We start from the raw sequence: 22,237 nt of genomic DNA on the forward strand, positions 1-22,237 counted from the left end.
GGAACAAAAGAGTTCAGGCCCTGTGGCTTTCGGCGATCTTCCTAAACTCGGAGTAGTCCGTTACAATCCTCTTTCCATCTAAGGTCTCAAAATACACCTTCTTTATTTTAACGTTCTTCACAGAAGTGTACTTCATCTCGGGCGGGTCGTAGGAGCCGGGCTCCACGACGGTGTCCTCGACGAAGTATGTCTCGAGGTCGGGCTCCCCGACGTATTTCCAGACCTCAAAGAAGGTCTGGGGGTCGAGGTGGATTTCTCCATCAAGCTCTGTATACACAGCCCCGACATCCTCCAAGAACTCCTTTATTACCTCGAAGTGCATAGAAACCACCGGTAACATATACGGGCCCAAAGGTTAAATACCTATCGCCTCAAGTGGGGGGTGGGTGAGAGGATGGCTAAGGTGTTCGTGGATGCACAGGCTGCGAGGGCCATTGGAAAGGGCGCGATGATAGTTTTCAAAGCCGGGGTGGTGAGAACTGAAGGCTCAATAAGGCCGGGCGACGTTGTGGAGGTTTACACGCGCGCGGGCCGCTTTCTCGGAAAGGGCTTCGCAAATCCGAACTCCAACATCATGGTGAGGCTCGTAACGAAAGACCCCGATACGGATATTAACAAAGAGCTCTTCCGCGAGAGGATAAGGAAGGCAAACGAGTACCGGAAGAAGGTTCTCGGCTATGATAAGGCCTACCGAATGGTCTACGGCGAGGCCGACTACCTTCCGGGCCTCATAGTTGACCGCTTCAACGAGATAGCCTCCCTCCAGATCTCCAGCGCGGGGATGGAGCGCTTCAAGATGGACGTGGCGGAGGCCATAATGGAGGCCGAGCCCGAGATAGAGACCGTCTTTGAGAAGAACACGGGGAGGGCAAGGAGGAGGGAAGGCCTTCCGGAGGTGGAAAGGGTTCTCCTTGGAAAGAAGAAGTACAGGACTGTCATCAAGGAGGGGCGGGCGAGGTTCATAGTGGACATGCGCGGGCAGAAGACGGGGTTCTTCCTCGACCAGAGGGAGAACAGGATAGCCCTCGAAAAGTACGTTAAGCCCGGAATGAGGGTGTTAGATGTGTTCACCTACACCGGCGGCTTCGCAATCCACGCAGCAGTTTCAGGCGCTGAGGAGGTCGTGGCGGTTGACAAATCTCCAAAGGCCATAGAAATGGCGAGGGAGAACGCAAAGCTGAACGGCGTCGAGGAGAGGATGGAGTTCATCGTGGGGAGCGCCTTCCAGGTCATGGAGGACATGATAAAGAGGGGGGAGAAGTTCGACATCGTTATCCTCGATCCTCCAGCCTTCGTCCAGCACGAGAAGGATCTTAAGAGGGGATTAAGAGCTTACTTCAACGTCAACTACTCCGGTTTGAGGCTCGTTAAGGAGGGAGGAATACTGGTTACGGCCTCCTGCTCCCAGCACGTGGACATGCAGCTCTTCAAAGACATGATCATAGCGGCGGCTGCAAAGGCCGGAAAGTTCCTCAAGCTCCTCGAGCCCTACAGGACGCAGGCGCCGGACCATCCGATACTCATGGCCTCCAAGGACACCGAGTACCTCAAGGCCCTCTTCTTTTACGTGGAGGAGGCGAAATAATGGACATCCTGGTGAGGGAGGTCCTCTTCCACGAGCTGAGGCACAACCTGTCGAGGATGGACGACGAGAGGTTTCGCCGGCTTATACGGAGGACGCCGCTCCTTCAGCTTGCCTTCGCGTCGGCCGTTTTTCTGATCTTCTCCCTCATCTTTCTGAGGGCAGAGAAACTTCTCGGCGGCGGGGAGGTGGTCTTCACATCCATAGTGGCATCCATGCTCGTCTTCATGCTCCTGCTCTCGGCGCTCCTCGCGGTGGAGTTCCTCCACGCCCTCGGTAAAACAAGAGCGCTCGCTCCCCTCCTGAGCCATCCCCTGCGCCTAACCCTCCTTCCCTTCAGGGCGTGGCTCCTCTACTACGCCTCGCCCCTCCTCTTCATGATGCTCCCCTTCTACTGGCAGGGACTCTCCTACGGGTTCGAGGTCTTCATCGTCGAGCTCCTCTGGAGCGCCGTCTCCATATTCCTCGGCTACGCCATAGGTGCTTTCTTTGCCCTTCTAGCCTTCAGGATGAAGAAAAGAAGCCCGCTGTGGGCCTTTCTTAGACTCCTTGGCCTCGGCACTGCGGGGCTCGCGGTGATGCTCTTCATATTCTACGGCATACTGTTCCCCCAGGCCTTCACGGGGATAACGGCCCTTAAGCTCTCTTCCTACCTCTTCCCAGTCGTTCAGAGCCTCAGCGTATACTACGCGGTTGAGGGGATCATTAGATGGCCGCCGTTGGGCGCTTACCTGACCCTCTCGGTGGCCCTCTTCGCCCTCGCCAACCTTCTCGTAGAGCGCAGGCTCATCGAGGGAGTTTACACCGGGAAAACCGGGGGAGAGTTCAAAGCCTCACCGACCTCATCCATGGGAGCGCTCGTCCTCAAAGACCTCAAGCTCGCCTCCCGTAGAACCTCGTCCCTCTTCATAACCCTCCTCCCCGTGGTCTTTCTGCTCCCGATGGTCTTTCTCGAAAGGGGCGACCCCGTTACGTGGACGCTCATCGTGGGGAGCACGGCCCTCATGGAGGCGCTCAACACGCAGGTTCTCCTCATTGAGGAGCACAAGAGTGGCTGGTTCCTCTTCTCCCTCCCCCTCACTGAGAAGGATTTCAGAAACGCCAAGTCCCTTACGGTGGCCCTCCTCTACACGCCATCCCTTCTCGTCGGACTCGCGGTGGCCCGCTACAACGGTGCCTCCACCCTTCCCTACCTCGCGCTCTTCGGGGTTCTCTCCAACCTGCTGATGGCCAAGTTCATGACGCTCTGGCTCACGAGGGGAGCGAAGGGGGAGTACACGTTCATGCCCGCCTATTTGACAATAGGGGACAACCTCGTGATATTTGGCCTCGCGGCCCTGCTCGTAAACACCCCCGCGCTCCTCCTGAGGTTCACACACCGCTTCCTCGGCCCGCTTCTCGGCTATGCTTTCCTCGTCCTTGAGGCTTTCATCCTGGTCCTGCTCTGGAGAGAAGACTAGCGGGAGCATCGGCCCGTGGGCGTCTCCCCATCCACGCCGGGGTCAGTGGAGGTGCATTCTCCTCATCTGCCCCCGCCGTTAGCCTCTCGGTGCGGAAGTATAAGAGGCTTTTTGCTTAGAGGCTCAGGATTAAACTGTGTCTCCACCGCGTCCCCACTTTGAACTTGACGTCCCTAACGGAGTAGCCGAGTTCTTTTCCCCTTTCGGATATTTCCTCTATCAACGCTCCTTTGTCCGGAAGGAAGAGCGCAACCCTCCCGCCGGGCCTTAGGTGGTCAAGGGCCTCCTCGATCAGCCTCACCGAGAACCCTTCCCCGTACCTTCCCCCGCCGACACCTTCCCTCTCGGTCAGAACGCCCCTCGTCGGGGCCTCGTAGTAGGGGGGTGCCGAGAAGATTGCGTCGAACCTCTCACCTTTGAGGATGACACCCTTAATGATTCCACCGTTACTCTTGATGAGCCTAACCTTTGCCCCGTTCCTCTCTATATTTCGACGCGCGTACTCGAAGAACTCCTCGTCGAGCTCCGTCGCGGTAACGTCGCAGTTGAAGAGCTTCTCCGCCATGAGTGCCATCATGGCCGTGTGCCCCGTTCCAATCTCAAGAATCCTCTCGCCTCCCCTCAAAAACGTCTTGAGAAATAGGTAGCGCGAAACCGGGGTGGTCACAAGACCACGCGGGTGGTACTCTATCTCCAGCCCGAAGACGGCCTTGGCTATCGCCCTGTTGTAGAGTATCCTCGCTTCCCTGTTCGAGAGGTCGAGCCTTCCTCTCTCGTCGAGGTATTTTTCGAGCTCGGGGAAGAGCCTGACGGCCTCTTTAACCGGCAGTCCGAGCTTTCCGTCCTTCCACGCTGGCATGGGAAACACTTGGAGGGGAGGTTTAAAAGCTCACCCCTTGGGATTCATTAAGCGTCCCATGAAGAGCATCGCGCCGGTCGTTCTATCGTAGATGACGAAGATGAACGGATGGTCCGCTCTGAATATCTTGGGCTCCTCCTTCTCCACGGGGGCACTAAGGGTCATCGTGACCGCGGTGGCCGCAGCCGCCTCCGTTCCGTTCTCGGCGACGCTTATGAAGCTCTTGTGAACGACCTGGCTTATGGCGAGGGGTCCATCGGAGATTCCCGAGAAGTCGGCGTTTGTGAATGCCCTCTCCATCCCCATGTCCATGAGAACGTCCCTGAGCCGGTAGGTCTTCTCAAACTGGAACTTCGGGATGATCACCTCAACGCTCTCGGGCTTCATGCTTTTCAGCGCGGATTCTATGAGCCCCGCTTTTAGGCTGTCTTCCACCAATTCAAACTTGCCCTTCCTGGGCAGGATTATCAGCATGCTCAGCCTCTCGCCCTCGTAGGGAAGCTCGAGGGCCTGAATGTCGTCGTTTTCGAAGTAGGGGAATCTTCCGGTTTGATGCATCATGGGGACGATGACGGTCTCGTTAGGCGCGTAGAAGGTTTCGTTCCGGGTATTGATTGCCTCGAACCTGCTGGACCAGTTGGCCTTGAAGTAAATGGCGTTCGTCAGGATGAGCCTCGTATCCGGAGTTAGTCTACCCACGATGTCCCTAATCCTGCCGTTCGTCTGGTTCTCCACCCATTCGTTTATCTCCTTTGCAGCCCCCTCCGGGTCGCCCTGGAAGTTAACTTTCCTGACCTCGCCGAGGTAGAACTCCCTCACAACCCATAGGTACTTCTCCCGCAGTGGATATCCCTCCTGAACCCAGAGGGCGTTGGCGCTCCTGAGGATGAAGGGCGAGCCTTCGGGGCTTTTCAGGGAGAGTACCAGGTACCTGAAGCCCGTCCACCTCGTATCCTCATCCAGTGGAAGATGGAGGACGCTTCCCATCCCCTCCGCGGTTTCGCCCCTTGCCCCCTCGTAGGCCATGGCCAGCGCGACCTCGATGCTGTAGGGGGAGAAGAAGACGTTGTCATCATCCTTTGCCAGCTCGCGGTAGAGGTCGAAGGCGAAGGCGTTGAGCGCTTTAACCACCGGCTTCTCCTGCCCCTCCTCCAGAACGTCGTACTTCGTCATCGGGGGCGTGAATTGGGGCTCCGGGCTGCTTGTTGGCGTCCCACCATCCCCACCGAGGCATCCCCCGATGAGGACGATTAGAATTAACGCGAATAGGACGGCACGCCTCATGCCCTCACCGGAATTACTATGCAAGGAAAGTATAAATACATGGCGATGACTTCAGTCGGTTTTGAAGCAAAGTGTGCCATCACTATCGGCCTCTCTTCTGAAAAGTCCGTAGAACACGATATCGGTCAGATTAAGGGTTGGTTACTTTTTGTAGTAACACTTATCAGCTGATGTGCAGGAATAGGAAATAAAAATCACAAAAGTTAAAAATCTCTCTGAGAATGGAACTGTTGGGGTTGAACGCATGGAAGGGGTAAAACAGAGCAGCCATCCAACGATAGTGCTTCCATGTGGCGCGGTGGTTGACCACCTCAGCGTGGACGTCCTAAAGATGTACCTGGAAACCTACGGGGGAATCCCTATGGAGAGGGAGGAATGTAAAAGGTGCCCCTTTGTGGATTGGGTTATCGTTGACTTCGGTTTTTCGGTTCAGGTGTGCAGGGCGATTGAATGGATGAACTACGAGGAATTTTAGCCCAAAAAAGAAAGTCAGAGGAGCGCTAAGGCCGCCATCACCTTTGCGTCCTCCACAAGGTTTTCTATCTTGGCGTACTCGTTGGGCTGGTGGGCCATCTCGTCCAGCGTGGCCCAAACCACCGCTGGAATCCCTAACTTTCTGAAGTATGCCGCGAAGGTTCCTCCGCCGATTCCTCCAACCTTTGCATCCTTTCCGCGGAGCTTCTTGAGCGCCTCCTTGAGGAGAACCACTATCTCGCCCTTCGGGTCGGTTGGAGCGGGAGCGTCGAGGCGCTGGAGGATTTCAATCTCTATCTCCGGGAGAACCATGCCCTCTATCTCCTTCCTGTACCTCGCTTTAACCTCTTCGGCTAAGGCCTTAACGTCGTTGAGTACCTCATCGAGGCTGTACTCAGGCAGAACGCGGCAGTCGAAGACGACCTCGTGTTCACCGGGTGCTATGTTTGGAGAGTCTGCTGGATTTTTAACCATCGTGGGCTCGAAGGTGCTCTCTGGGGGCTCAAAGAGCTCGTTCCTCTTGTTGTACTTCTCGTGGAGGAGTTTATCGAGGTGGTAGGCCAGGTCGAGGGCGACGTGGTGGGCGTTCAACCCTTTGTCGGGCATGCTCGCGTGAACCTGCTTTCCCCTCACCTTGAGCTTGAACCAGAGTATGCTCTTCTCGGCAACCTCTATGAAGGTCCCGTCCTCGTTTCCTCCGTCCGGGACGAGAACGAGGTCGTCCTTCCTGAAGAGCTCGGGGTGGTTCTTCATGAGCCACTCGACACCGTACTTGCTTCCGGTCTCCTCATCGGCCACGAAAGCTAAAACCACCGTCCTCTTCGGCCTGATTCCGAGGTTCATGAGCGCCCTGACGGCATAGAGAGAGGCAACAAGGCTCTGCCCGTTGTCCTCGCTTCCCCTGCCGTAAATCTTTCCGTCCCTGACGACGGGCTTGAATGGGTCGCTCTCCCACTTGCTCAGATCTCCAGGCGGGACGATGTCGAGGTGTGTCAGAATCCAGAGGCGCGGGCTTTTTTCGCCCTCCTGACCGTAGTAGTACGCCAGAATGCTCGGTCTTACCCCCTTCTTGGCCCTCTCGTCCGGGGCCTCGTAAACCTCGACCTTGTCGAAGGGCCAGTCCGTTATTATCTCGAGCAGCTTCTGGGCCTTGTCGTATTCCCCTTCTCCCCCGTAGTCGGGGCTCATCGCAGGGATTTTTATAAGCTCCATGAGGGTGTTCACCATCTCGTCGCGGAGCTTCTCAACCTCTTGGGTGACTTTTTTGAGGGCTTCACTCATGGGTATCACCTTCATTCATTTCTCCCCATGTCTCTTAAACCTAATCAAATTTCTCCTGTGGAGGTCGAGCAGAAAAACAACGAGACGCTCGTAGAGGGGTTCAACCTCATCCCCAAAGCGGGCCCTCAGGGCCTTTCCTACCTCCTCCACACTTCTCCGTCCGTCGCAGAGCTCCCAGATGTAGGCGCCAACTTCGTCGAGCTCAATCCTCCTGTAGTCACCGTGGAGCCTTCTCGCGAGAACGTCGAGGGGTGAGTCCATAGGGATGAGGAGGTAGTACTTTCCCTCGATTTTCCTGAGCTCGACGTTCTCGTTGCGCACCGGGTGGAGGTGTAGATAATTCTCCATGGGTATTCCTCCGACCTTCAAAATTTAAAGGTTGGGAAAAAGAGTAAAGGCCTCACTGGCTCCTCTTGCCGATGGTGTAGAGCCAGCCGAGCAGTCCGAGGAGGAAGACGACACCGAGGACGTTGCCGATGAGGGTCGTCGGGACAGAGGGTGCCACGTTCGCAACTATGAGGCCCGCGAAGGTTATACCCATGAGGGCCTCGCCGGCTATGAGTCCCGCCGCACCGAGGATTCCGGCGTCGGTGACATCCTCTTCCCTCTTGCCGGTCGCCTTATCGACGGCGTACCTGACGATACCGCCGAGGAGTATCGGAACGCCGAGCTCGAGCGGCAGGTATATGCCGACCGCCACGGGCATGACCGGTGTCCTGAAGCTTGAGCCCTTCTTGGCGAGTATCTCGTCGAGGATTATGAGGACGACCGCTATGCCCGCGCCTATGAAGACCATGCTCCACTCGAGGGTCCCCTCAAATACACCCTCTGTGACCTTGGCCATGAGGAAGGCCTGCGGGGCCGCGAGGGCGTTCTCGGTGGCGGTCGGGGTTCCCGCTATACCGTAGGCCCTGATGAGGAGGTTGAGCACCGGGGCCATGACGAGGGCGGCGGCGAAGACACCGACGACCTCGAAGACCTGCTGCCTCTTGGGTGTTGCACCGACGATGTAACCGGTGGCGAGGTCCTGCATGGTGTCACCGGCTATCGCCGCGGCGGTACAAACAACTGCCGCCACGAGGATTGTAGCGGCCATTCCCCCGGTTCCCGAGAGCCCGAGCCCCTTGAGAACGAGGGCGGTGAAGAGGAGGCTCATGATGGTGATTCCCGAGACCGGGTTGTTGGAGGAGCCGACGACACCCGCGAGGTAACCGGCTATCGCGCTTCCGAAGAAGCCGAGTATGAGCATCAGGACCGCCATTATTGCCGCGATGCCTATTGAGTCGAGGATGTGGGCGTAGAGGAGGAACAGCGGAACCACGAAGGCCACTATGAGGGCGATGACGTAGTTCAGAGGCATGTCCTCCTCGGTCCTGAGGAGGGTTCCCCCGGCCTGTCTGTGCTTTGCTGCTTCAAGTCCTGCCCTGACACCCCTTGATATCGGTCCCCTGAGCTTGACGAGGCTCCAGAGACCACCGACGACCATCGCACCGACACCCATGTACCTGATCTTGGTGCTCCAGATGGTCCAGGCGAGGTCTACCGCGCTCAGGCCGTTGGGGTTGCCTGTCTTGGCGGCGTAGATTGGTATTGCCACGAACCAGGCTATCGCACCGCCGAGGAAGACGAGGAAGGCTATGTTGAGGCCGACGATGTAGCCAACGCTTATGAGCGCCGCCGAGAGGTCGCTTCCGAAGTAGAAGACCCTCTTTCCAAGGAACTTGGCGCTCTCAAGGGTTCCCCTCCAGACTCCGAGGCTTCCGAAGAGCTTGTAGAGGGCACCGAAGAGTCCGCCGAAGAATATCGGCTTGGCGTGGCTTCCTCCCCTGTCACCGGCGATGAGGACTTCCGCACAGGCGGTACCCTCTGGATAGGGGAGCTTTTCCTCGGCTATGAAGGCCCTCCTGAGAACGATGGTGAAGAGGGCACCGAGGGCTCCACCGAGGGCCGCTATGATGGTCACGATGTAGTACGGGAACGTCGTGTAGTACTCGAGCACGATAAGGGCGGGGAAGGTGAATATGACTCCTGCCGCGAGTGACTCACCTGCGGACGCCGCCGTCTGAACCATGTTGTTCTCCAGGATGTTCCTATCCTTGAATGCGAAGAGTATTGCCATGGATATGACCGCCGCTGGAATGCTCGCGCTCACGGTCATTCCCGCGTACATTCCGAGGTAGGCGTTGGCGGCACCCATGATAATCGAGAGTACGATGCCCAGCACAAACGCCTTGGCGGTGTACTCAGGTAGGGATTTTTCCGGGGGGATGTATGGTTTAAACTCCACTTCGGTTCACCTCCGAATTAAGCATAAAACCCTGTGCATCTTGTGTTAAAAATGTTTCTATAATTTTCCTATACGGCACATATAAATTACTATTTGCGTGTATTATGTTACAAAATGTCATGTTATTCTTCCATGTATTGCCGACGGCATAACAACATGTTAGTTTAATGAGTCCATGAATTCATGACTTCATGCGCGGATGTGCGTTCCTGTGCTTTTTGCCCCCGGCCAATGCCCTTATATAGTGGCGGGGGGATATAGAGACGTCTGCAAAAGAAAAGGGGGTGCAAAGTTGGTAGAGATAACATTCCTCGGAAGCGGGGGCGGGCGTTTTATAACCATAACCCAGATGCGTTCCACCGGTGGCTTTCTCATAAACTCCAGTGTTCGCCTCTACGTTGACCCCGGTCCCGGAGCACTGGTGAGGAGCTGGCGCTACAAGCTCGACCCCAGAAAGCTCGACGCCATCTTCGTCTCCCACAGGCACGTTGACCACTGCAGCGACCTCGAGGTGATGGTGGAGGGGATGACGATAGGCGTTACCAAGAAGCGCGGCGTCCTGATAGCATCCAAGAGCGTCATCGAGGGTGATGAGACCCACACCCCTGCCGTATCCAAGTACCACACGGACTCCCTTGAGGAGGTACACGTGGCCAACCCCGGCGACAGGTTCGTTCTCGGGGAGGACGAGCTCATAATAACGCCCTCTATTCACTCGGACCCGACTACGGTCGGGTTTCGCATGAGGACGGCGGAGGGGGATATATCCTACATTCCCGACACCGAATACTTTGAGGGTCTCAAGGAACTCCACGACGGGGCGAGGATCGTGATAGCCTCCGTCACAAGGCCCCAGGACATGAAGATACCCTATCATCTCACGACCGAGGATGCTGTTTACTTCCTCAGGGGGCTAAAGAAGAAGCCCGAGCTCTTCGTGATGAACCACGTGGGTATGAAGATGCACTTCGCCAATCCCCACAAGGAGGCAAAGTTCATCGAGAACGTCACTGGGGTCAAGACGATAGTGGCCAAGGAAGGGCTTAAGGTCATGGTTCACGGCGACGAGGTCGCTTTGAGAACCCTCCGGCCGGTGCGCTTTGTTTAATCCCTTTATTTTTGGAAAAATGGAAAATCAGGCCTTTGCGGCCCTTTCCACGGCCCTTCTAACGGTTTCGTACGCGAGTTCAAAGAGCTCGTCCCTCCTCCTCTCGCTCGGGGCCTCAACGACCACCCTTATCTTGGGCTCGGTTCCACTCGGCCTGACGAGAACCCAGGAGCCGTCCCGGAGGTTGAAGCGAACGCCTGATATCGTGAGGAGTTCCTTCGTCTCGTCCCGGAGCTTTTCTTCAAGCTCTACCGTTGCACGCTCCATCACGGCCTTCTTGAGCTCATCGGGACAGGGAACGTTCTTCTTTGTGAGGTAGAAGTCGGGGATGTTCTCCTCGATGATCTTCGAGAGGGGCTTCCCCTCCTCGTCTATGAGCTTCAGCAGGAGGCCCATTGTGACAAAGGAATCTATCCAGGGCCCGAAATTTGGATGAACCAGCTTCCAGGGCTCGGCCGCGAAGATTGCACCATAGCGCTTTATCCCGTCGTGAGGCTGGCCGAGGGGTATCCTGACGACCTTCCCTCCACCTTTCTCAACGACGGTGTCTATCCTCGAGCCGGTGTCTATGGAGACGACAACGGTTCCCCCGCCGTGTTCCTCTACGTAGAGCTTCGCGAAGAGCGCTATCACGGTATCCTCGCCCACGTAGTTGCCCTTCTCGTCGAAGACTGCTATCCTGTCCGCGTCGCCGTCCTGGGCAATAACAATATCCACCCCCAGCTCCCTCGCGAGTTCTCCAAGGTAGGCTATGTTCTCGTACCTGGGTTCGGGCTTCCTTCCCGGGAAGTGGCCGTCCACGTGGGCGTTGACGCTTATCACCTTCGCCCCCATCTCGCGGAGGAGGTACGGCGCGAGGACGCTTCCGGCACCGTTTGCCCCGTCGTAGAGAACCCTAAGGTTTGTCTCGTGGTTCACGAAGTCCAGAACCGCGTTTATATAATCGTCAATTACTTCCAGCTTCCTGACGGTTTTTATCTCATTCCAGTCCGCTTTTTTGAAGTTTCTGGAAAAGACCACCTCTTCAAGCTCGCGCTCCTGCTCGACGTAGAACTCCGTTCCATCGGAGTTGAAGACCTTTATCCCGTTGTCGGTCGGAGGGTTGTGGGAGGCCGTTATCATGATTCCCCCGTCCGCGTACTCCCTCGTGGCCCATGCCAGCGCTGGAGTGGGGAGCAGACCGAGGTCGAGAACTTCCTTGCCCGTGCTTAGAAGCCCGGAAATCATCGCGTTTTGGAGCATGACGCTCGACGTCCTGCCGTCCCTCGCGACGGCAATCCTCTCACCGTCTATGTACGTTCCAACCGCCCTGCCAATGTCCATGGCGAGTTCAGGGGTGACCTTCTCCCACAGCGTTCCACGGATTCCAGCGGTTCCGAAGAGTCTCATGGTACCACCAAGAGCTACTTCGGGGCATGCTTAAATACCTTTGCTGTATATCGCCAGACCCCTGTAGTTCTCGAGCCTCATACCTCTGGGAACCCTATCTCCGGAGAGGGGGAGGATGATAACGGGAACCTCTAGCTTCCTCCCAAGCTCCAGAATGGGTTTGATAATCTCCGGTGTGGGCCTAACGGCGTAAATCGCCCCAACACCCGTGTAAAGCTCGAGCCGCGGGTTGAAGACGTCGTCCCTGAAGGCCCTTAGGCCAAGCTCCCTTGCCCTCTCAACCGCTTTGGGGTTCCAGTCAACGACAAAAACGTCCCTCCCAAGGGAGCGCAGGGTTAGGGCCACCTTGAACTGAAAACCCACCCCAATCTCGGCGAGCCTTCCGGAGGTTCTCTCGTTGAGGTAGTACGCGAGGTCTTCAAGTGGCATGAAGAAAAGAGGAAAGGGGGATTAAAAAGCTTACCGGCACTAAAAGACGGCCCTGCCAGTACCCTTGTCGAATATGTGTGCCTTCGTCATGTCGAAGACTATGTCCAGCTCCTCGCCTTCCTTAACCCTCGACTCCGCGGGGAACTTGCCCACAAAGGCCAAATCCCCAACGCTCAAATGAACAACCTTCTCCCCGCCGAGGTTCTCCACAATCTCCACCATCGCCCTTGCCATGTTCTCCCCCGGAACCTTCACCTGGGCGAAGAAAGCGTCGTAGATGTCCTCGGGGCGGATGCCAAAAATGGCCTCCTTACTCAGGTAGCCTCTCTCTTCAAGCACTTCCACCTGCTCGGGCAGGAGCTTTAACCTGAACTCTCCGAAATCCACGAAGCCATCCTCCGTAACGGTGGCGTCCATGAAATTCATCGGCGGGCTTCCAATAAATCCACCAACGAAGGTGTTCGCCGGCTTGCTGTAAACCTCGTCGGGAGAGCCGACCTGTTGAAGGACGCCCTGGTTGATAACGGCCACCCTGTCCCCCATCGTCATTGCCTCGACCTGGTCGTGGGTGACGTATATGGTGGTGACCCCAAGCTGTTTTTGAAGCTTCTTCAGCTCGGCGCGCATTTTCACCCTCAGCTTGGCGTCTAGGTTTGAGAGCGGCTCGTCCATGAGGAAGACCTTCGGTCTCCTCACGATGGCCCTGCCCAATGCCACGCGCTGTCTCTGCCCGCCGCTAAGCTCCCTCGGCTTCCTGTTGAGGAGTTCGCTGAGGCCGAGCATTTCCGCGACTTCTCTAACCCTCTGGTCAATCTCCTGCTTCGGAACCTTCCTGAGCTTGAGGGGGAATGCTATGTTGTCGTAGACGGTCATATGTGGATAGAGGGCGTAGCTCTGGAAGACCATGGCGATGTCCCTGTCCTTTGGGGGGATGAAGAGGCCATTCTCCGGGTCCGCAACCAGCTTATCCCCAACGTAGATTTTACCCTTGGTGGGCTCCTCAAGACCCGCGATCATTCTCAGGGTTGTGGTCTTTCCACAGCCGCTCGGGCCAAGGAGGATCATGAACTCCCCATCTTTAACCTCAAGATTCATATCCTTGACTGCCTCAAACTCGCCAAATATTTTCCACACGTTCTCCAATCTGACACCAGCCATACACATCACCCCTCGAAAAAATATTGGAGGTCAGCGCCTCCTCCTCGCCAGGAGCGGGAGGAGGGCGAAGATACCAAGCATGCCCGGTCCACAGGTTCCGGTTTTGGTGCTCGTGCTGCTCGTGGGCGTTCCCGTTGGGGAGGTTGTACTGGATGTGCTTGATGGGCTGGTTGTCGTGCTCTCCGCTTTCTTGCCCTCAATGATGGGTATCATAACCACAGTGGCCCTCTTTGAGTTTGCCGCGTCGTAGCTGCTTAACTGCTCCTCCTGGGTCGGTTTGAAGCCCTCAGGAGCAAGAAGGTCGTAGACCCTCGGAGCGACGCCGTTTATTACCGCTTGGGCATCTGCTCCTCCACCCTTCCACTCCTCTGCATCAACTGCCACAGGTCTCCACTTGTCCGGTCCGTAACCGTCCTGGGAGCCCACGAGGAGGACGCCGTAGAGTCCGTAGTCCTCGTTTATCTTTATGTAATCCTTTGGTACCTTGACTATGATGGCGTTCTTAACGGGGTCAGCGCTTATCTGGAGCTCACCCTGGAGTGCGGTCCCGTCCGGCAGAACGATGAGGTTTCCGTAGTCCCAGCCCGCTATTCTAAAGGCCGCATCCCATGGGTGGTCCGGGTCGAGGTCAACGTTTGAACCCGGCCCATCAGGGAACATCTTGATGGCGCTGGTGTTACCTCCATCCTTGAAGTCGAGGTAGAGCTCTATGATTTGCAGACTGAAGCCGTTGGGCCCGTTCCACGGGTTGTCGCCGAGGTTCTTGAAGTAGAACTCCATGACGTACGAATCCGTCTGCTCGAGCATTCTAAACCTGAGCAGGTCGAGGTGACCCGGAACGAACACCTTGTTCGTGGCGTAGGTGTAGGTTCCGGGCCCGTGGTCATCTCCTTCAATATCGGCCACATCAACTATCGGGACGCCCTTAACCTCCATCGGGAGCTTGAGCTCTATCGGGGTGGTTATTACGTCAAGGTTGCCCTCATCGTCAACGGTCGAGATGGCGAAGTATACGTCGCTCGGGTTGCTGAGGTAGTCGAAGGGCACCACGATCTCAACGCCCCCATCTTTCTTCTCCGCCTTCAGGTCGGCCACCTTCTCGGACTCATCGTAGCCTTTCGCGGCGTAGAGCTCGGCCTTTCCGTCCTTGTAGAGGATGTGCTTCGTTATCATGAGGCCGACGCTGTCCCTGCTGTAGGGGAAGAGGTCGTAGCGGAACTCGCTCGGCTTCTTCTGAAGGAGCGTGAACGTGTTGCCGACCTTCTCACCGGCCTCCCACACGCTTATCTCGAACTTCTCGCTTCCCTTAACGACGAAGTGGAGGCCCTCTCCATCGAAGAACACCTTGAAGCCTTCCGCCCTCGTTGAGAGGCTCGACCACTCGAGCGTTTGTCCCTCTCCGAGTCCCTCAAGGGCCCTCGGGCTGTAGGGCTCACCGTCCGGGAAGTAGTTTCCGTAGAGGTAGCTCGGCACCTCAAGGCCCGCAAAGCGGTACATCTCGTAGAGGTAGAGCTTGAGGTAGCGGTCAAAGGCCTGATCCTCGCCGCTGAACTGGTCGCTTCCGTACCACCAGAACCAGTCGCTCGCCTCGGCCCTTAGGAGGTACTCGTAGGCAGTTTCCCAGTCCTTCACGTTGTCCCTGTTCTCGAAGAGGGCCTTCCTCGCGAGGTAGAGCCAGTACCATCCGATGTTCTCCTGGGGCTCGCCTATCCAGGTTGAGAGGGTTCCATCAATCCAGCTGCTCTCGGGCCACTGCATCTCCTCCTTCACACCAACGAGCTTGTAGAGGTTGTTGAGGCTGTCCGCCTCGAGGAGCTTCTCGGCCTTCTCGTCCGTGCTCAGGTCGAGGCGCTCCATCATGGTGGGGGTTAGCTTGTTGGCCCTGTCGCCGTAGAGCTCTACGTACTCGCTCGGGGTAACGGTTCTTATGAGTCCCTCCTTCTGGAGCTCCGTGAGTTTCTCGTAGAGCTTCTCAAGGAAGAGCTTACCGTCGAATGGGTAGTGCTCCCATGCGTTCTCGCCGTCGAGGGTCACAACGTAGACGAGCGACCCGTCGTAGTTCTGCTTCTGAACCTTGAGGAGCTCGTTCACAAAGTCCTCGACCGCCTGCTCCTGGTTCATGCCAGAATACCTGAAGCCGACGCGGTCGCTAAGGTCGTGGTTCCTCGGGAAGAGCCATATCTTCTTTCCGTTGAACTCGGCCACCCAGGGCCTGTAGTAGTTCTCCACAGTGTTGGGTATGCCCATTCTGTCGAGAACCATCTGGTCGGTCATGACCCACTTCCATCCGTTCTCCGCGAGAATCTCAAGGGTCTTGTCGTTGAGTGCTGACTCGGCGGCCCAGCCACCCTGGGGCTCCACCTTTCCGGCACCGAGGTACTCCCTGTAGAGCTCGTGGGACTTTTTCACGTGGGCCCTGAAGTCGTCCTCCCAGCCGAAGTCGTTGAGTATCGGCCCTATCGGGTGGGCGTAGGGCACAACCGTTACCTCAACGTTCCCGTTGCCGAGGAGGTAGTTTATCTTCTCGTGCTCCTCGAAGGTGTGGTTGAGGAGCCACATCTGGGCGTCGAGGACAGTTTTAACGTCCTCCCTCGTGTAGCCGCCTTCATCAACCTTGTCGTAAAGGGCCTTCAGCTCCGGGTGCTCCATTATGTAGGCGTAGTCTATCCACGCGAGGTTGAAGAGGACGGCAAGGTCAATGTAGTCCTGATCCGTGAACTCGGCGGTTATCTTCTCCTTCTGCTCCTCGAGGGGAAGGTCCCCGTACTTCTTGAAGGCTTCGTTCCTCTTGTCCTTGAGCTCGGTGTAGCGCTTCCAGAACTTTCTCGTGGGGTTGCCGTTGCTGTCGGCCACGGGTTCGCCGTTCCACGGTGTTGTGTGGTCGAAGAACCCTCCCGGAGCCTGGAGCATGAACCACTTATCCTCGAGGGTGAGGTTGTTGTTTATGACCTTCTCCGTCACTATCTGCGCCATGTCCTTCTTTCCGTTCATGTAGTCCGCTATCTGAGCTATGAGCGAACCGGAGAGGTCTATGGCCACGTGGACGTCGGGGTATTTGCTGAGGTAGTGGGCCATCTTCCAGTAGTCGTTCGCTGCATGAAGCCTGACCCAAGGCCTTATGTAGACGTCCTGAACGGGGTCGTAGTAGTAGGGCTGGTGCTGGTGCCACACTATAACCACGTTAAGGGGCTTTGGCTCCTCGGCGCTGGCCGGAACGGAGAGGGCGCCGAAGAGCATTAAAAAGATTGAAAGCAGGGCTAAAACCTTCTTCATTTCCATCACCTCACTCTTTGAGACCACCCATCGTCAGGCCGCTCCTGACGTAGTTCTGGGCGAGCAGGAACATTACGAAGACGGGCAGCGCAAATATGAGAGCGGCGGCGGCAAACTGGTTCCACGATACTGAGCGCAGGTTGGCGAGCATGGTGTAAATCCAAACCGTGAGTGGGTGTTTCTCCTGGTTGAGGAGCAGGTTGGCAAGGATAAGCTCCGTCCAGCCGCCTATGAAGGCGAATATCGCCACCGTCGCAAGGCCCGGCAGGGACATTGGAATGAGCACGTGCCTTATGATCTGGAGGTAGCCCGCGCCGTCAACGAGGGCCGCTTCATCGAAGTCGGGGCTTATGGAGTCAAGGTATCCCTTGAGGAGCCATGTGTTGAAGGGAACGCTTCCAGCGGCATATATCACGGGGAGCACGTAGATGTTGTTCGTAAGGTGGAGCTTGACGAGCATACCGTAGAGGGCCACGAGTCCAGCGATTCCAAGTCCCCCTGCGACCTGCGTGAACATCAGGTAGAAGTAAAGGATGTGCTCCCTGCCGAAGAACTTGAGCCTCGAAAAGGCGTAGGCGGAGGGTATGACGAAGAGCAGCGTCAGCACCACTGTAAGGCTTGCTATTATGAGGCTCCTCTTCATGTACCCCCACACCTGGCCGCCGACCTTGGCTATTCTGATGTAGGCGAAGTTGTTCGCCTCAAGGGTTCCGGAGCTCGCCTCTATCTTTCCGCCGTCCGGGAGGTAGAGCTTGACGTTTTCGGCCTCGTAGGTGTCCTCTCCCGTCTTCGTGAACTTGCTGAGGTCAACGGGAGAATCCTCCGGTTTGCTCACCTTGAGGATTACCCTCCTCCCCTCGACGTTGAGCTTCCTTATTCCAACGACCGCCTCCATGCTTTCCGCCGAGGCCCTGAGGTATTCACCGTTTCTTATGAGCGTGGCGTCGCTTTCCTCGCTCGTCGTTCCCCCGCGCACTTCGTCAACCTTCATGTTGCCGAGGGTCAGCTTTCCGGGGTAGTCGGAGGAAACCGTTCCACCCTCCACTATGAGCTCGTAGCGGTTGATGGTGTCCCTTATCTTTATCGTATCCGCCGTTATTTTGAAGCTCGATGTCTTTATCAGGCCCTCCTGGTGGCCGAACATTATCTCACGGTAGTTTTCGAGGGTGATTTTGTCTGGGATTAGGTCAATGTTGCTCGTTGCGAGCGTTCCCGATGGCTTAAGGGATATGGTGAACATGTAGTAGACAGGGAAGAGCAGGATTCCCATAACCACGAGCGCCAGTAGCGTGGCGCCCGTTATCTTCAGGATTTCGCTCTTCCGCTTGGGCATCTCGAACTTCATGCTCCCGCCCCCTCCTGGAGTCTGGTTATTCTCATGTTGACGAACATGTAGACCGCCAGCACGATGGTGGCGATGAGAAGCACCGCAGCTGCCTTCCCATACTCGGGAAGCGCCGACCCGAAGGCCTTTCTATAACCGTACAGCAGAAGGAAGCGGTCCTCGAAGAGGTTGCCGTTGTAGAGGAAGGGCACGAGGAAGTACTGGAAGCTGGCGGCGCTCGTTAGTATGGTGGCAAAGGCTATGGGCTTGCTGACTATGGGTATGACCACCCTTGTGAGCCTCTGCCAGTAGTTTGCCCCATCTATGATGGCCGCTTCCACGAGCGTGTCCGGGACCGACTGGAGGGCCGAGGTTATGACCGTCATCATGAAGGGGTACGCCAGCCACACCTCGATTATGTTGAGAGAGACAAAGCCCCACGTTATGTTGGTCATCCAGTCCGGCGGGTTGCTCCACCCGAGGTCCCTGAGGATTATGTTGATGGGCCCAACGACCGGGTCGAACATGAAGCGCCACACCATGACGGAGAAGAGGAGCGGAAGGGCCCAGGGGATTATGAGGAGGGCTCTATAAAGGGCCTTCCCCTTAACGTACTTGCTGTTGTAGAGGACGCTCAAGAAGATACCCGCAAACACCTTGAGGCTCACGCTCGTGAGCACGAAAACCCACGTCCAGAGAAAGGCGCTCCTAAACTTACTATCGCTCAGCGCCCATTTAAAGTTCTCAATCCCCACGAACCTCAGGGGCTCCGCATTGGGAGCCTGTATGGGGAAGTTCCCGAGCTTTGCATTTGTGAACGCGATGTAAATCGAATAAACGATTGGATATATGTTGAAGAACAGGAACGCCACCATTCCGGGCAGGATTAAAGCAAGGGCTGCCATCGTCTTTTTGTCCACAGGTCTCACCTCCCGCATCAATAATAAAGAGAAAAGGAAACCCCATCAACCCTGCAGGGCAGCGAGTATGTCCTGCTGGGCCTGCTGGAGGGCCTCGTCAATGGTCTGCTTTCCACCCATTATGTTGGTTATTGCGGTTCCAACCGGTCCCCAGACGCTTCCCATCTCCGGGCTCTTGGGCATTGGAATTGCATACTGCACGGCCTGGCCAAAGCCGTAGAGGACCGGGTCGTTCTGAATCTCCGGGTCGTTGAGAACTTCCTTGAGAACGGGGATGTAGCCATCCTGGATTGAGAGCTGCTTAACCGCTTCTGGGTTGGTGGTGAACCACTTGAGGAAGGTCCATATTGCATCCTTCTTGCTCGGGTCGTTGAGCTTGGCCACGTAGATGAGCTTAACTCCACCGTAGGGGTGCGGCCTGTGCTGGTCGTCAATGGCCGGGAGAGGAACAACACCGAAGTTTATGCCCGCCTTCTTGACGTCGGCTATGCTCCACGGGCCGTTGATCATCATGGGGGCCTTTCCATCGTGGAAGAGGCTCACCTGGGCGTTGTAGTCCTGGGTCTGGGCCATGTACGGGTAAACCTGCTCGAAGAAGAACTTGAAGCCCTGGAGGGTCTCCGGCTTGTCGAGGCCCGGCTTCTTGGTCTTGTCGTCGAAGTAGTAGCCTCCGAAGGCGTGGACCCATCCGGAGATGAAGTATGGGTCAATGGGTGAGGCAAGGCCGTAGGTCTCGCTGTCGGGGTTGTAGTACTTCTCCATTATCGCCTTCATCTCGTCGAAGGTCTTCGGTGGCTCGCTTATCATGTCCTTGTTGTAGATGAGGGCCACGGTCTCGGCCGCGAAGGGCATGGCGTAATAGTGCCCGCCGTACTGCATGGCCTCCTGAGCCATGGGGCTGAACTTGTCAAGGATATCCGGTGTCACGTACTCGTCAATGGGTTCGAGCATTCCAGCCTCGGCGAACTTTCCAATCCAGTCGTGGGCCCATATGAAGAGGTCCGGCCCCTGACCGGCCGGGATGGCGGCCTTGAGTGAGGTCTCGAGGTCAGCCTTCTGTTCGAGCTTTATTTCAATCTCGGGATGCTCAATCTCGAACTCGGAGATGAGGTCCTCAAAAGCCTTGAGCTCCGCGGGACCGATGGCGTGCCAGAGAACTATGGTGACCTTTTCCTGAGCGGCGCTGCTCGTGGTGGTTGTGGTTTCTGAGGAGGTCGTCGTGCTCGCAGGGGAGCTGGTGGTGGTTTCGCCACCGCCTATACATCCGCTGGCCACCACGGCGAAGGCCATGAGGCCAATCAACAACAATCCAAACACCTTCTTCATGCTTTCCACCCATAAAATGTTTTTCAACTCGAGTATCATCCACGGTGATATATATACCTTGCGCTCCCATGCCCATGGAAGAACATAAATGGGATGGGAGGGTCTCACTCCCCCCAACGTCCCACAAAGAACGACCGAGGGGGCAGTGATTTTCCATCGGCGTGCCCAACTACAGGGATAAAATTCGTCGGAAGTTCAATTTCGAAGGCCCTATCTGAAACGTTTATCCCAACGATTACCCTCTCGCCATCGTGGTGGCGTTCGTAGACAATGACACCCCCACTGGCAACGATGGGTACAAACTCCCCGACCTGAAGGGCCCTGCTTTTCCGTCTGAGTTTTATGAGCTCCCGGGTCGTGTTCAGTATCTCCCTGTCCCACCTCTCCTCGTTCCACTCCATGGGCTTCCTCGAGCGCTCCATGAACGGCGCATCAAAGTGGTCAAGGCCAATCTCATCCCCATAGAAGAGCGAGGGGATCCCCCTGTACGTCATGAGGAAGGCGAGGGCGCAGAGGTATCTTTCCCTCCCCGCTATATGGAGGAAGCGGTCAATGTCGTGGTTGTCGAGGAAGTTGTACATGACGTACTCAAAGGGCCCGTAGCGCGCGCTTAAAAGCTCGATGCCGTTGAGGAACTCTTCTGCTCTCATACCGCCCGCGAAGAACCGCAGGAGCAGCTCGTAGAGTGGGTAGTTCATCGTCCCGTGGAAGGGGCCGAGGAAAAGGGACGGGTCGTCCATGACCTCTCCAAAGAGGTACGCTTTCCCCTCAAGCCCCTCGAGGACATCGCGCCAGAAATCAGGGGGGACGCCGTGGGCGACGTCAAGCCTGAAGCCGTCCGCCCCCCTCTCAAGCCAGTGCACCAGAACGTCCCTTACAAACTTCTTCACCCTCGGATTGTCGTGGTTAAGCCTCGGCATGAGCCACACGGAGAAGAAGGACTCGTAGTTCCACTCGAATTCCTTCAGCTTTCTGTACTTCTCCACCCAGGGTAGGCTTGAGTTGAGCACCTCAAGGAAGCCCTCTGGTAGAGCTGGAAAGCCCTTAATGCGGTAGAAGTCGCGGTATTCGCTTTTCTCCCCCTTGGCTACCACGTCCTGGAAGTAGGGGTGGAAGAAGCTCGTGTGGTGGAACACACCGTCCAGAACGAGCTTCATTCCCCTCTCCCGGAGGACCCTCACGAGCTCCTCAAAGGTCTCGTCCCCGCCAAACTGCTCCCCAACGTGGAAGTAGTCCTCTATGTCGTAGCCGTGATATGTTCTGGAGACGAAGATGGGCGTCAGGTAGAGTGCATTGACTCCGAGCCCCTCCAAATGGTTGAGGTGCTCCACTATCCCCCGCAGGTCTCCGCCGTGGAACCTTTCTCCCGGGGTGAGGCTGGACTTTTCGAAGCCCTTGGCAAAGCGGTCGGGCATTATCTGGTAAAAGACGCTCTCAAAGGCCCACCCCGGAACCTCAAGCCTTCCCGGTGCGGCGGTGAATGGCCCGTACTCCACCGTCCCCTCCTTTGTAAGGGCTTCGAAGGAGTAGCTAAACTCATCCGCTCCCTCCAGTACCGCCTCGAAGTAATCAAAGAGCCCATCGCTGGCCTTTCTCCTCATTTCAACCCTCCCGCCGTCGAGGAGGTACGCTTTCTTCACGAGCCCCTTCCTGGCTCTCAGAACCACGTGGGTTCTGCCGGCGATTGAGTAGAGGTACGTGAGCGACGGGGCGTGGAAGAGAGCCTCCCCCCCTGCAACAACGGCCACGCTCGTTTCGCGGTCGAACTTGTAGGAGGGCCTCACGTACCGCTCCCGAAGGGGGTTTTCGGGGTCAGGGGTAAACTCTCCCCCCACGGAGAAGGCGTAGTGCCAGCGCCCCTCGGGCAGGAGAACCTCAATCCTCCACCGCTCCCCCTCCCTCCTCATCCTGAAGGAGCCTTCGTTGAAGGCGTTGAAACTTCCGATGAGGTAGGCGTAATCCCCATCGGCCGGCAGGGAAAACTCAACCCGGGCCAGTCTTCCGAAGACGTCATCGTGAACAAAGCCGAAAGTTTTATACATATTAAACACCACCTATAGTGTAGTATCACTCCCAATGTTTA

Annotated in this window: 17 protein-coding genes and 1 pseudogene; 4 read left to right on the forward strand and 14 right to left on the reverse strand. The window is 56.6% G+C overall.

What is annotated here, in order from left to right; genetic code table 11:
* Nucleotides 1-13 precede the first annotated feature (13 nt).
* Nucleotides 14-322 (reverse strand): DUF5748 family protein, encoded by a 309-nt coding sequence (locus PFER_RS10815; protein ID WP_048152182.1) that lies wholly within the window; start codon nt 320-322, stop codon nt 14-16.
* A 72-nt stretch (nt 323-394) separates the two neighbouring features.
* On the opposite strand from PFER_RS10815, the gene PFER_RS10820 reads away from it, so the two are divergent.
* Together PFER_RS10820 and PFER_RS10825 are read left to right on the forward strand one after the other, a co-directional pair.
* On the forward strand, nt 395-1,585 hold the full coding sequence (locus tag PFER_RS10820; RefSeq protein WP_048152185.1) for a class I SAM-dependent rRNA methyltransferase: 1,191 nt from the start codon (nt 395-397) through the stop codon (nt 1,583-1,585).
* Nucleotides 1,585-3,042, forward strand: coding sequence for a hypothetical protein (locus PFER_RS10825; protein WP_048152188.1), 1,458 nt, complete (start codon nt 1,585-1,587; stop codon nt 3,040-3,042). Before PFER_RS10820 ends, PFER_RS10825 begins: the two co-directional genes overlap by 1 nt.
* A 115-nt stretch (nt 3,043-3,157) precedes the next feature.
* Here the strand turns inward: PFER_RS10825 and PFER_RS10830 are convergent, their stop codons facing one another.
* Entirely contained in the window at nt 3,158-3,901 is a 744-nt protein-coding gene (locus tag PFER_RS10830) for an RlmF-related methyltransferase (RefSeq protein WP_048152190.1), read from the reverse strand.
* A 30-nt stretch (nt 3,902-3,931) separates the two neighbouring features.
* Nucleotides 3,932-5,185, reverse strand: coding sequence for a serpin family protein (locus PFER_RS10835; RefSeq protein ID WP_048152193.1), 1,254 nt, complete (start codon nt 5,183-5,185; stop codon nt 3,932-3,934).
* Between the two features lie 244 nt (nt 5,186-5,429).
* On the opposite strand from PFER_RS10835, the gene PFER_RS10840 reads away from it, so the two are divergent.
* Entirely contained in the window at nt 5,430-5,660 is a 231-nt protein-coding gene (locus tag PFER_RS10840) for a hypothetical protein (protein ID WP_048152195.1), read from the forward strand.
* 14 nt (nt 5,661-5,674) lie between these two features.
* Here PFER_RS10840 and PFER_RS10845 read toward each other — a convergent pair whose 3' ends face one another.
* The 3 genes from PFER_RS10845 to PFER_RS10855 are packed head-to-tail and all read right to left on the reverse strand — an operon-like array spanning nt 5,675 to nt 9,227.
* Nucleotides 5,675-6,940, reverse strand: coding sequence for a M20 family metallo-hydrolase (locus PFER_RS10845; RefSeq protein WP_048152662.1), 1,266 nt, complete (start codon nt 6,938-6,940; stop codon nt 5,675-5,677).
* A gap of 15 nt (nt 6,941-6,955) precedes the next feature.
* Nucleotides 6,956-7,288: a PqqD family protein gene (locus PFER_RS10850; protein ID WP_048152198.1), complete on the reverse strand. Its 333-nt coding sequence runs from the start codon at nt 7,286-7,288 to the stop codon at nt 6,956-6,958.
* 52 nt (nt 7,289-7,340) lie between these two features.
* Nucleotides 7,341-9,227, reverse strand: a complete 1,887-nt coding sequence (locus PFER_RS10855) for an OPT family oligopeptide transporter (RefSeq protein WP_048152201.1) — start codon at nt 9,225-9,227, stop codon at nt 7,341-7,343.
* Nucleotides 9,228-9,519: 292 nt separating this feature from the next.
* On the opposite strand from PFER_RS10855, the gene PFER_RS10860 reads away from it, so the two are divergent.
* Nucleotides 9,520-10,335 (forward strand): MBL fold metallo-hydrolase, encoded by an 816-nt coding sequence (locus tag PFER_RS10860; protein WP_048152205.1) that lies wholly within the window; start codon nt 9,520-9,522, stop codon nt 10,333-10,335.
* A gap of 27 nt (nt 10,336-10,362) precedes the next feature.
* On the opposite strand, the gene glmM is transcribed toward PFER_RS10860, so the two are convergent.
* The 8 genes and pseudogenes from glmM to PFER_RS10900 form a co-directional block, all read right to left on the reverse strand.
* Nucleotides 10,363-11,724: a phosphoglucosamine mutase gene (glmM, locus tag PFER_RS10865; protein ID WP_048152208.1), complete on the reverse strand. Its 1,362-nt coding sequence runs from the start codon at nt 11,722-11,724 to the stop codon at nt 10,363-10,365.
* Nucleotides 11,725-11,754: 30 nt separating this feature from the next.
* A complete protein-coding gene (locus tag PFER_RS10870) occupies nt 11,755-12,153 on the reverse strand; it encodes a UPF0146 family protein (RefSeq protein ID WP_048152210.1) in 399 nt (132 codons plus the stop codon).
* 39 nt (nt 12,154-12,192) lie between these two features.
* Entirely contained in the window at nt 12,193-13,311 is a 1,119-nt protein-coding gene (locus tag PFER_RS10875; protein WP_048152214.1) for an ABC transporter ATP-binding protein, read from the reverse strand.
* A gap of 195 nt (nt 13,312-13,506) precedes the next feature.
* Nucleotides 13,507-16,584, reverse strand: a pseudogene (locus PFER_RS10880) (glucodextranase DOMON-like domain-containing protein); the annotation flags it as partial.
* Nucleotides 16,585-16,594: 10 nt separating this feature from the next.
* The gene (locus PFER_RS10885; protein ID WP_048152218.1) at nt 16,595-17,929 is read right to left on the reverse strand and encodes an ABC transporter permease subunit; all 1,335 of its coding nucleotides are present in this window, start codon (nt 17,927-17,929) and stop codon (nt 16,595-16,597) included.
* Nucleotides 17,926-18,828: a carbohydrate ABC transporter permease gene (locus tag PFER_RS10890; RefSeq protein WP_048152221.1), complete on the reverse strand. Its 903-nt coding sequence runs from the start codon at nt 18,826-18,828 to the stop codon at nt 17,926-17,928. Before PFER_RS10890 ends, PFER_RS10885 begins: the two co-directional genes overlap by 4 nt.
* Nucleotides 18,829-18,873: 45 nt before the next feature.
* Nucleotides 18,874-20,154: an extracellular solute-binding protein gene (locus PFER_RS10895; protein ID WP_048152224.1), complete on the reverse strand. Its 1,281-nt coding sequence runs from the start codon at nt 20,152-20,154 to the stop codon at nt 18,874-18,876.
* Between the two features lie 104 nt (nt 20,155-20,258).
* A complete protein-coding gene (locus PFER_RS10900; protein WP_048152227.1) occupies nt 20,259-22,196 on the reverse strand; it encodes an alpha amylase N-terminal ig-like domain-containing protein in 1,938 nt (645 codons plus the stop codon).
* Nucleotides 22,197-22,237: the final 41 nt, after the last annotated feature.

It is taken from the genome of Palaeococcus ferrophilus DSM 13482 (assembly GCF_000966265.1).
Classification (GTDB): Archaea; Methanobacteriota_B; Thermococci; order Thermococcales; family Thermococcaceae; genus Palaeococcus; species Palaeococcus ferrophilus.

What these genes read in the sequence shown, in the direction of transcription:
- PFER_RS10835 (WP_048152193.1), bottom strand. Translation starts at nt 5,185, where the DNA reads ATGAGGCGTGCCGTCCTATTCGCGTTAATTCTAATCGTCCTCATCGGG.
- PFER_RS10875 (WP_048152214.1), bottom strand. Translation starts at nt 13,311, where the DNA reads ATGGCTGGTGTCAGATTGGAGAACGTGTGGAAAATATTTGGCGAGTTT.
- PFER_RS10830 (WP_048152190.1), bottom strand. Translation starts at nt 3,901, where the DNA reads ATGCCAGCGTGGAAGGACGGAAAGCTCGGACTGCCGGTTAAAGAGGCC.
- PFER_RS10845 (WP_048152662.1), bottom strand. Translation starts at nt 6,940, where the DNA reads ATGAGTGAAGCCCTCAAAAAAGTCACCCAAGAGGTTGAGAAGCTCCGC.
- PFER_RS10825 (WP_048152188.1), top strand. Translation starts at nt 1,585, where the DNA reads ATGGACATCCTGGTGAGGGAGGTCCTCTTCCACGAGCTGAGGCACAAC.
- PFER_RS10870 (WP_048152210.1), bottom strand. Translation starts at nt 12,153, where the DNA reads ATGCCACTTGAAGACCTCGCGTACTACCTCAACGAGAGAACCTCCGGA.
- PFER_RS10840 (WP_048152195.1), top strand. Translation starts at nt 5,430, where the DNA reads ATGGAAGGGGTAAAACAGAGCAGCCATCCAACGATAGTGCTTCCATGT.
- PFER_RS10850 (WP_048152198.1), bottom strand. Translation starts at nt 7,288, where the DNA reads ATGGAGAATTATCTACACCTCCACCCGGTGCGCAACGAGAACGTCGAG.
- PFER_RS10895 (WP_048152224.1), bottom strand. Translation starts at nt 20,154, where the DNA reads ATGAAGAAGGTGTTTGGATTGTTGTTGATTGGCCTCATGGCCTTCGCC.
- PFER_RS10820 (WP_048152185.1), top strand. Translation starts at nt 395, where the DNA reads ATGGCTAAGGTGTTCGTGGATGCACAGGCTGCGAGGGCCATTGGAAAG.
- PFER_RS10885 (WP_048152218.1), bottom strand. Translation starts at nt 17,929, where the DNA reads ATGAAGTTCGAGATGCCCAAGCGGAAGAGCGAAATCCTGAAGATAACG.
- PFER_RS10900 (WP_048152227.1), bottom strand. Translation starts at nt 22,196, where the DNA reads ATGTATAAAACTTTCGGCTTTGTTCACGATGACGTCTTCGGAAGACTG.
- glmM (WP_048152208.1), bottom strand. Translation starts at nt 11,724, where the DNA reads ATGAGACTCTTCGGAACCGCTGGAATCCGTGGAACGCTGTGGGAGAAG.
- PFER_RS10815 (WP_048152182.1), bottom strand. Translation starts at nt 322, where the DNA reads ATGCACTTCGAGGTAATAAAGGAGTTCTTGGAGGATGTCGGGGCTGTG.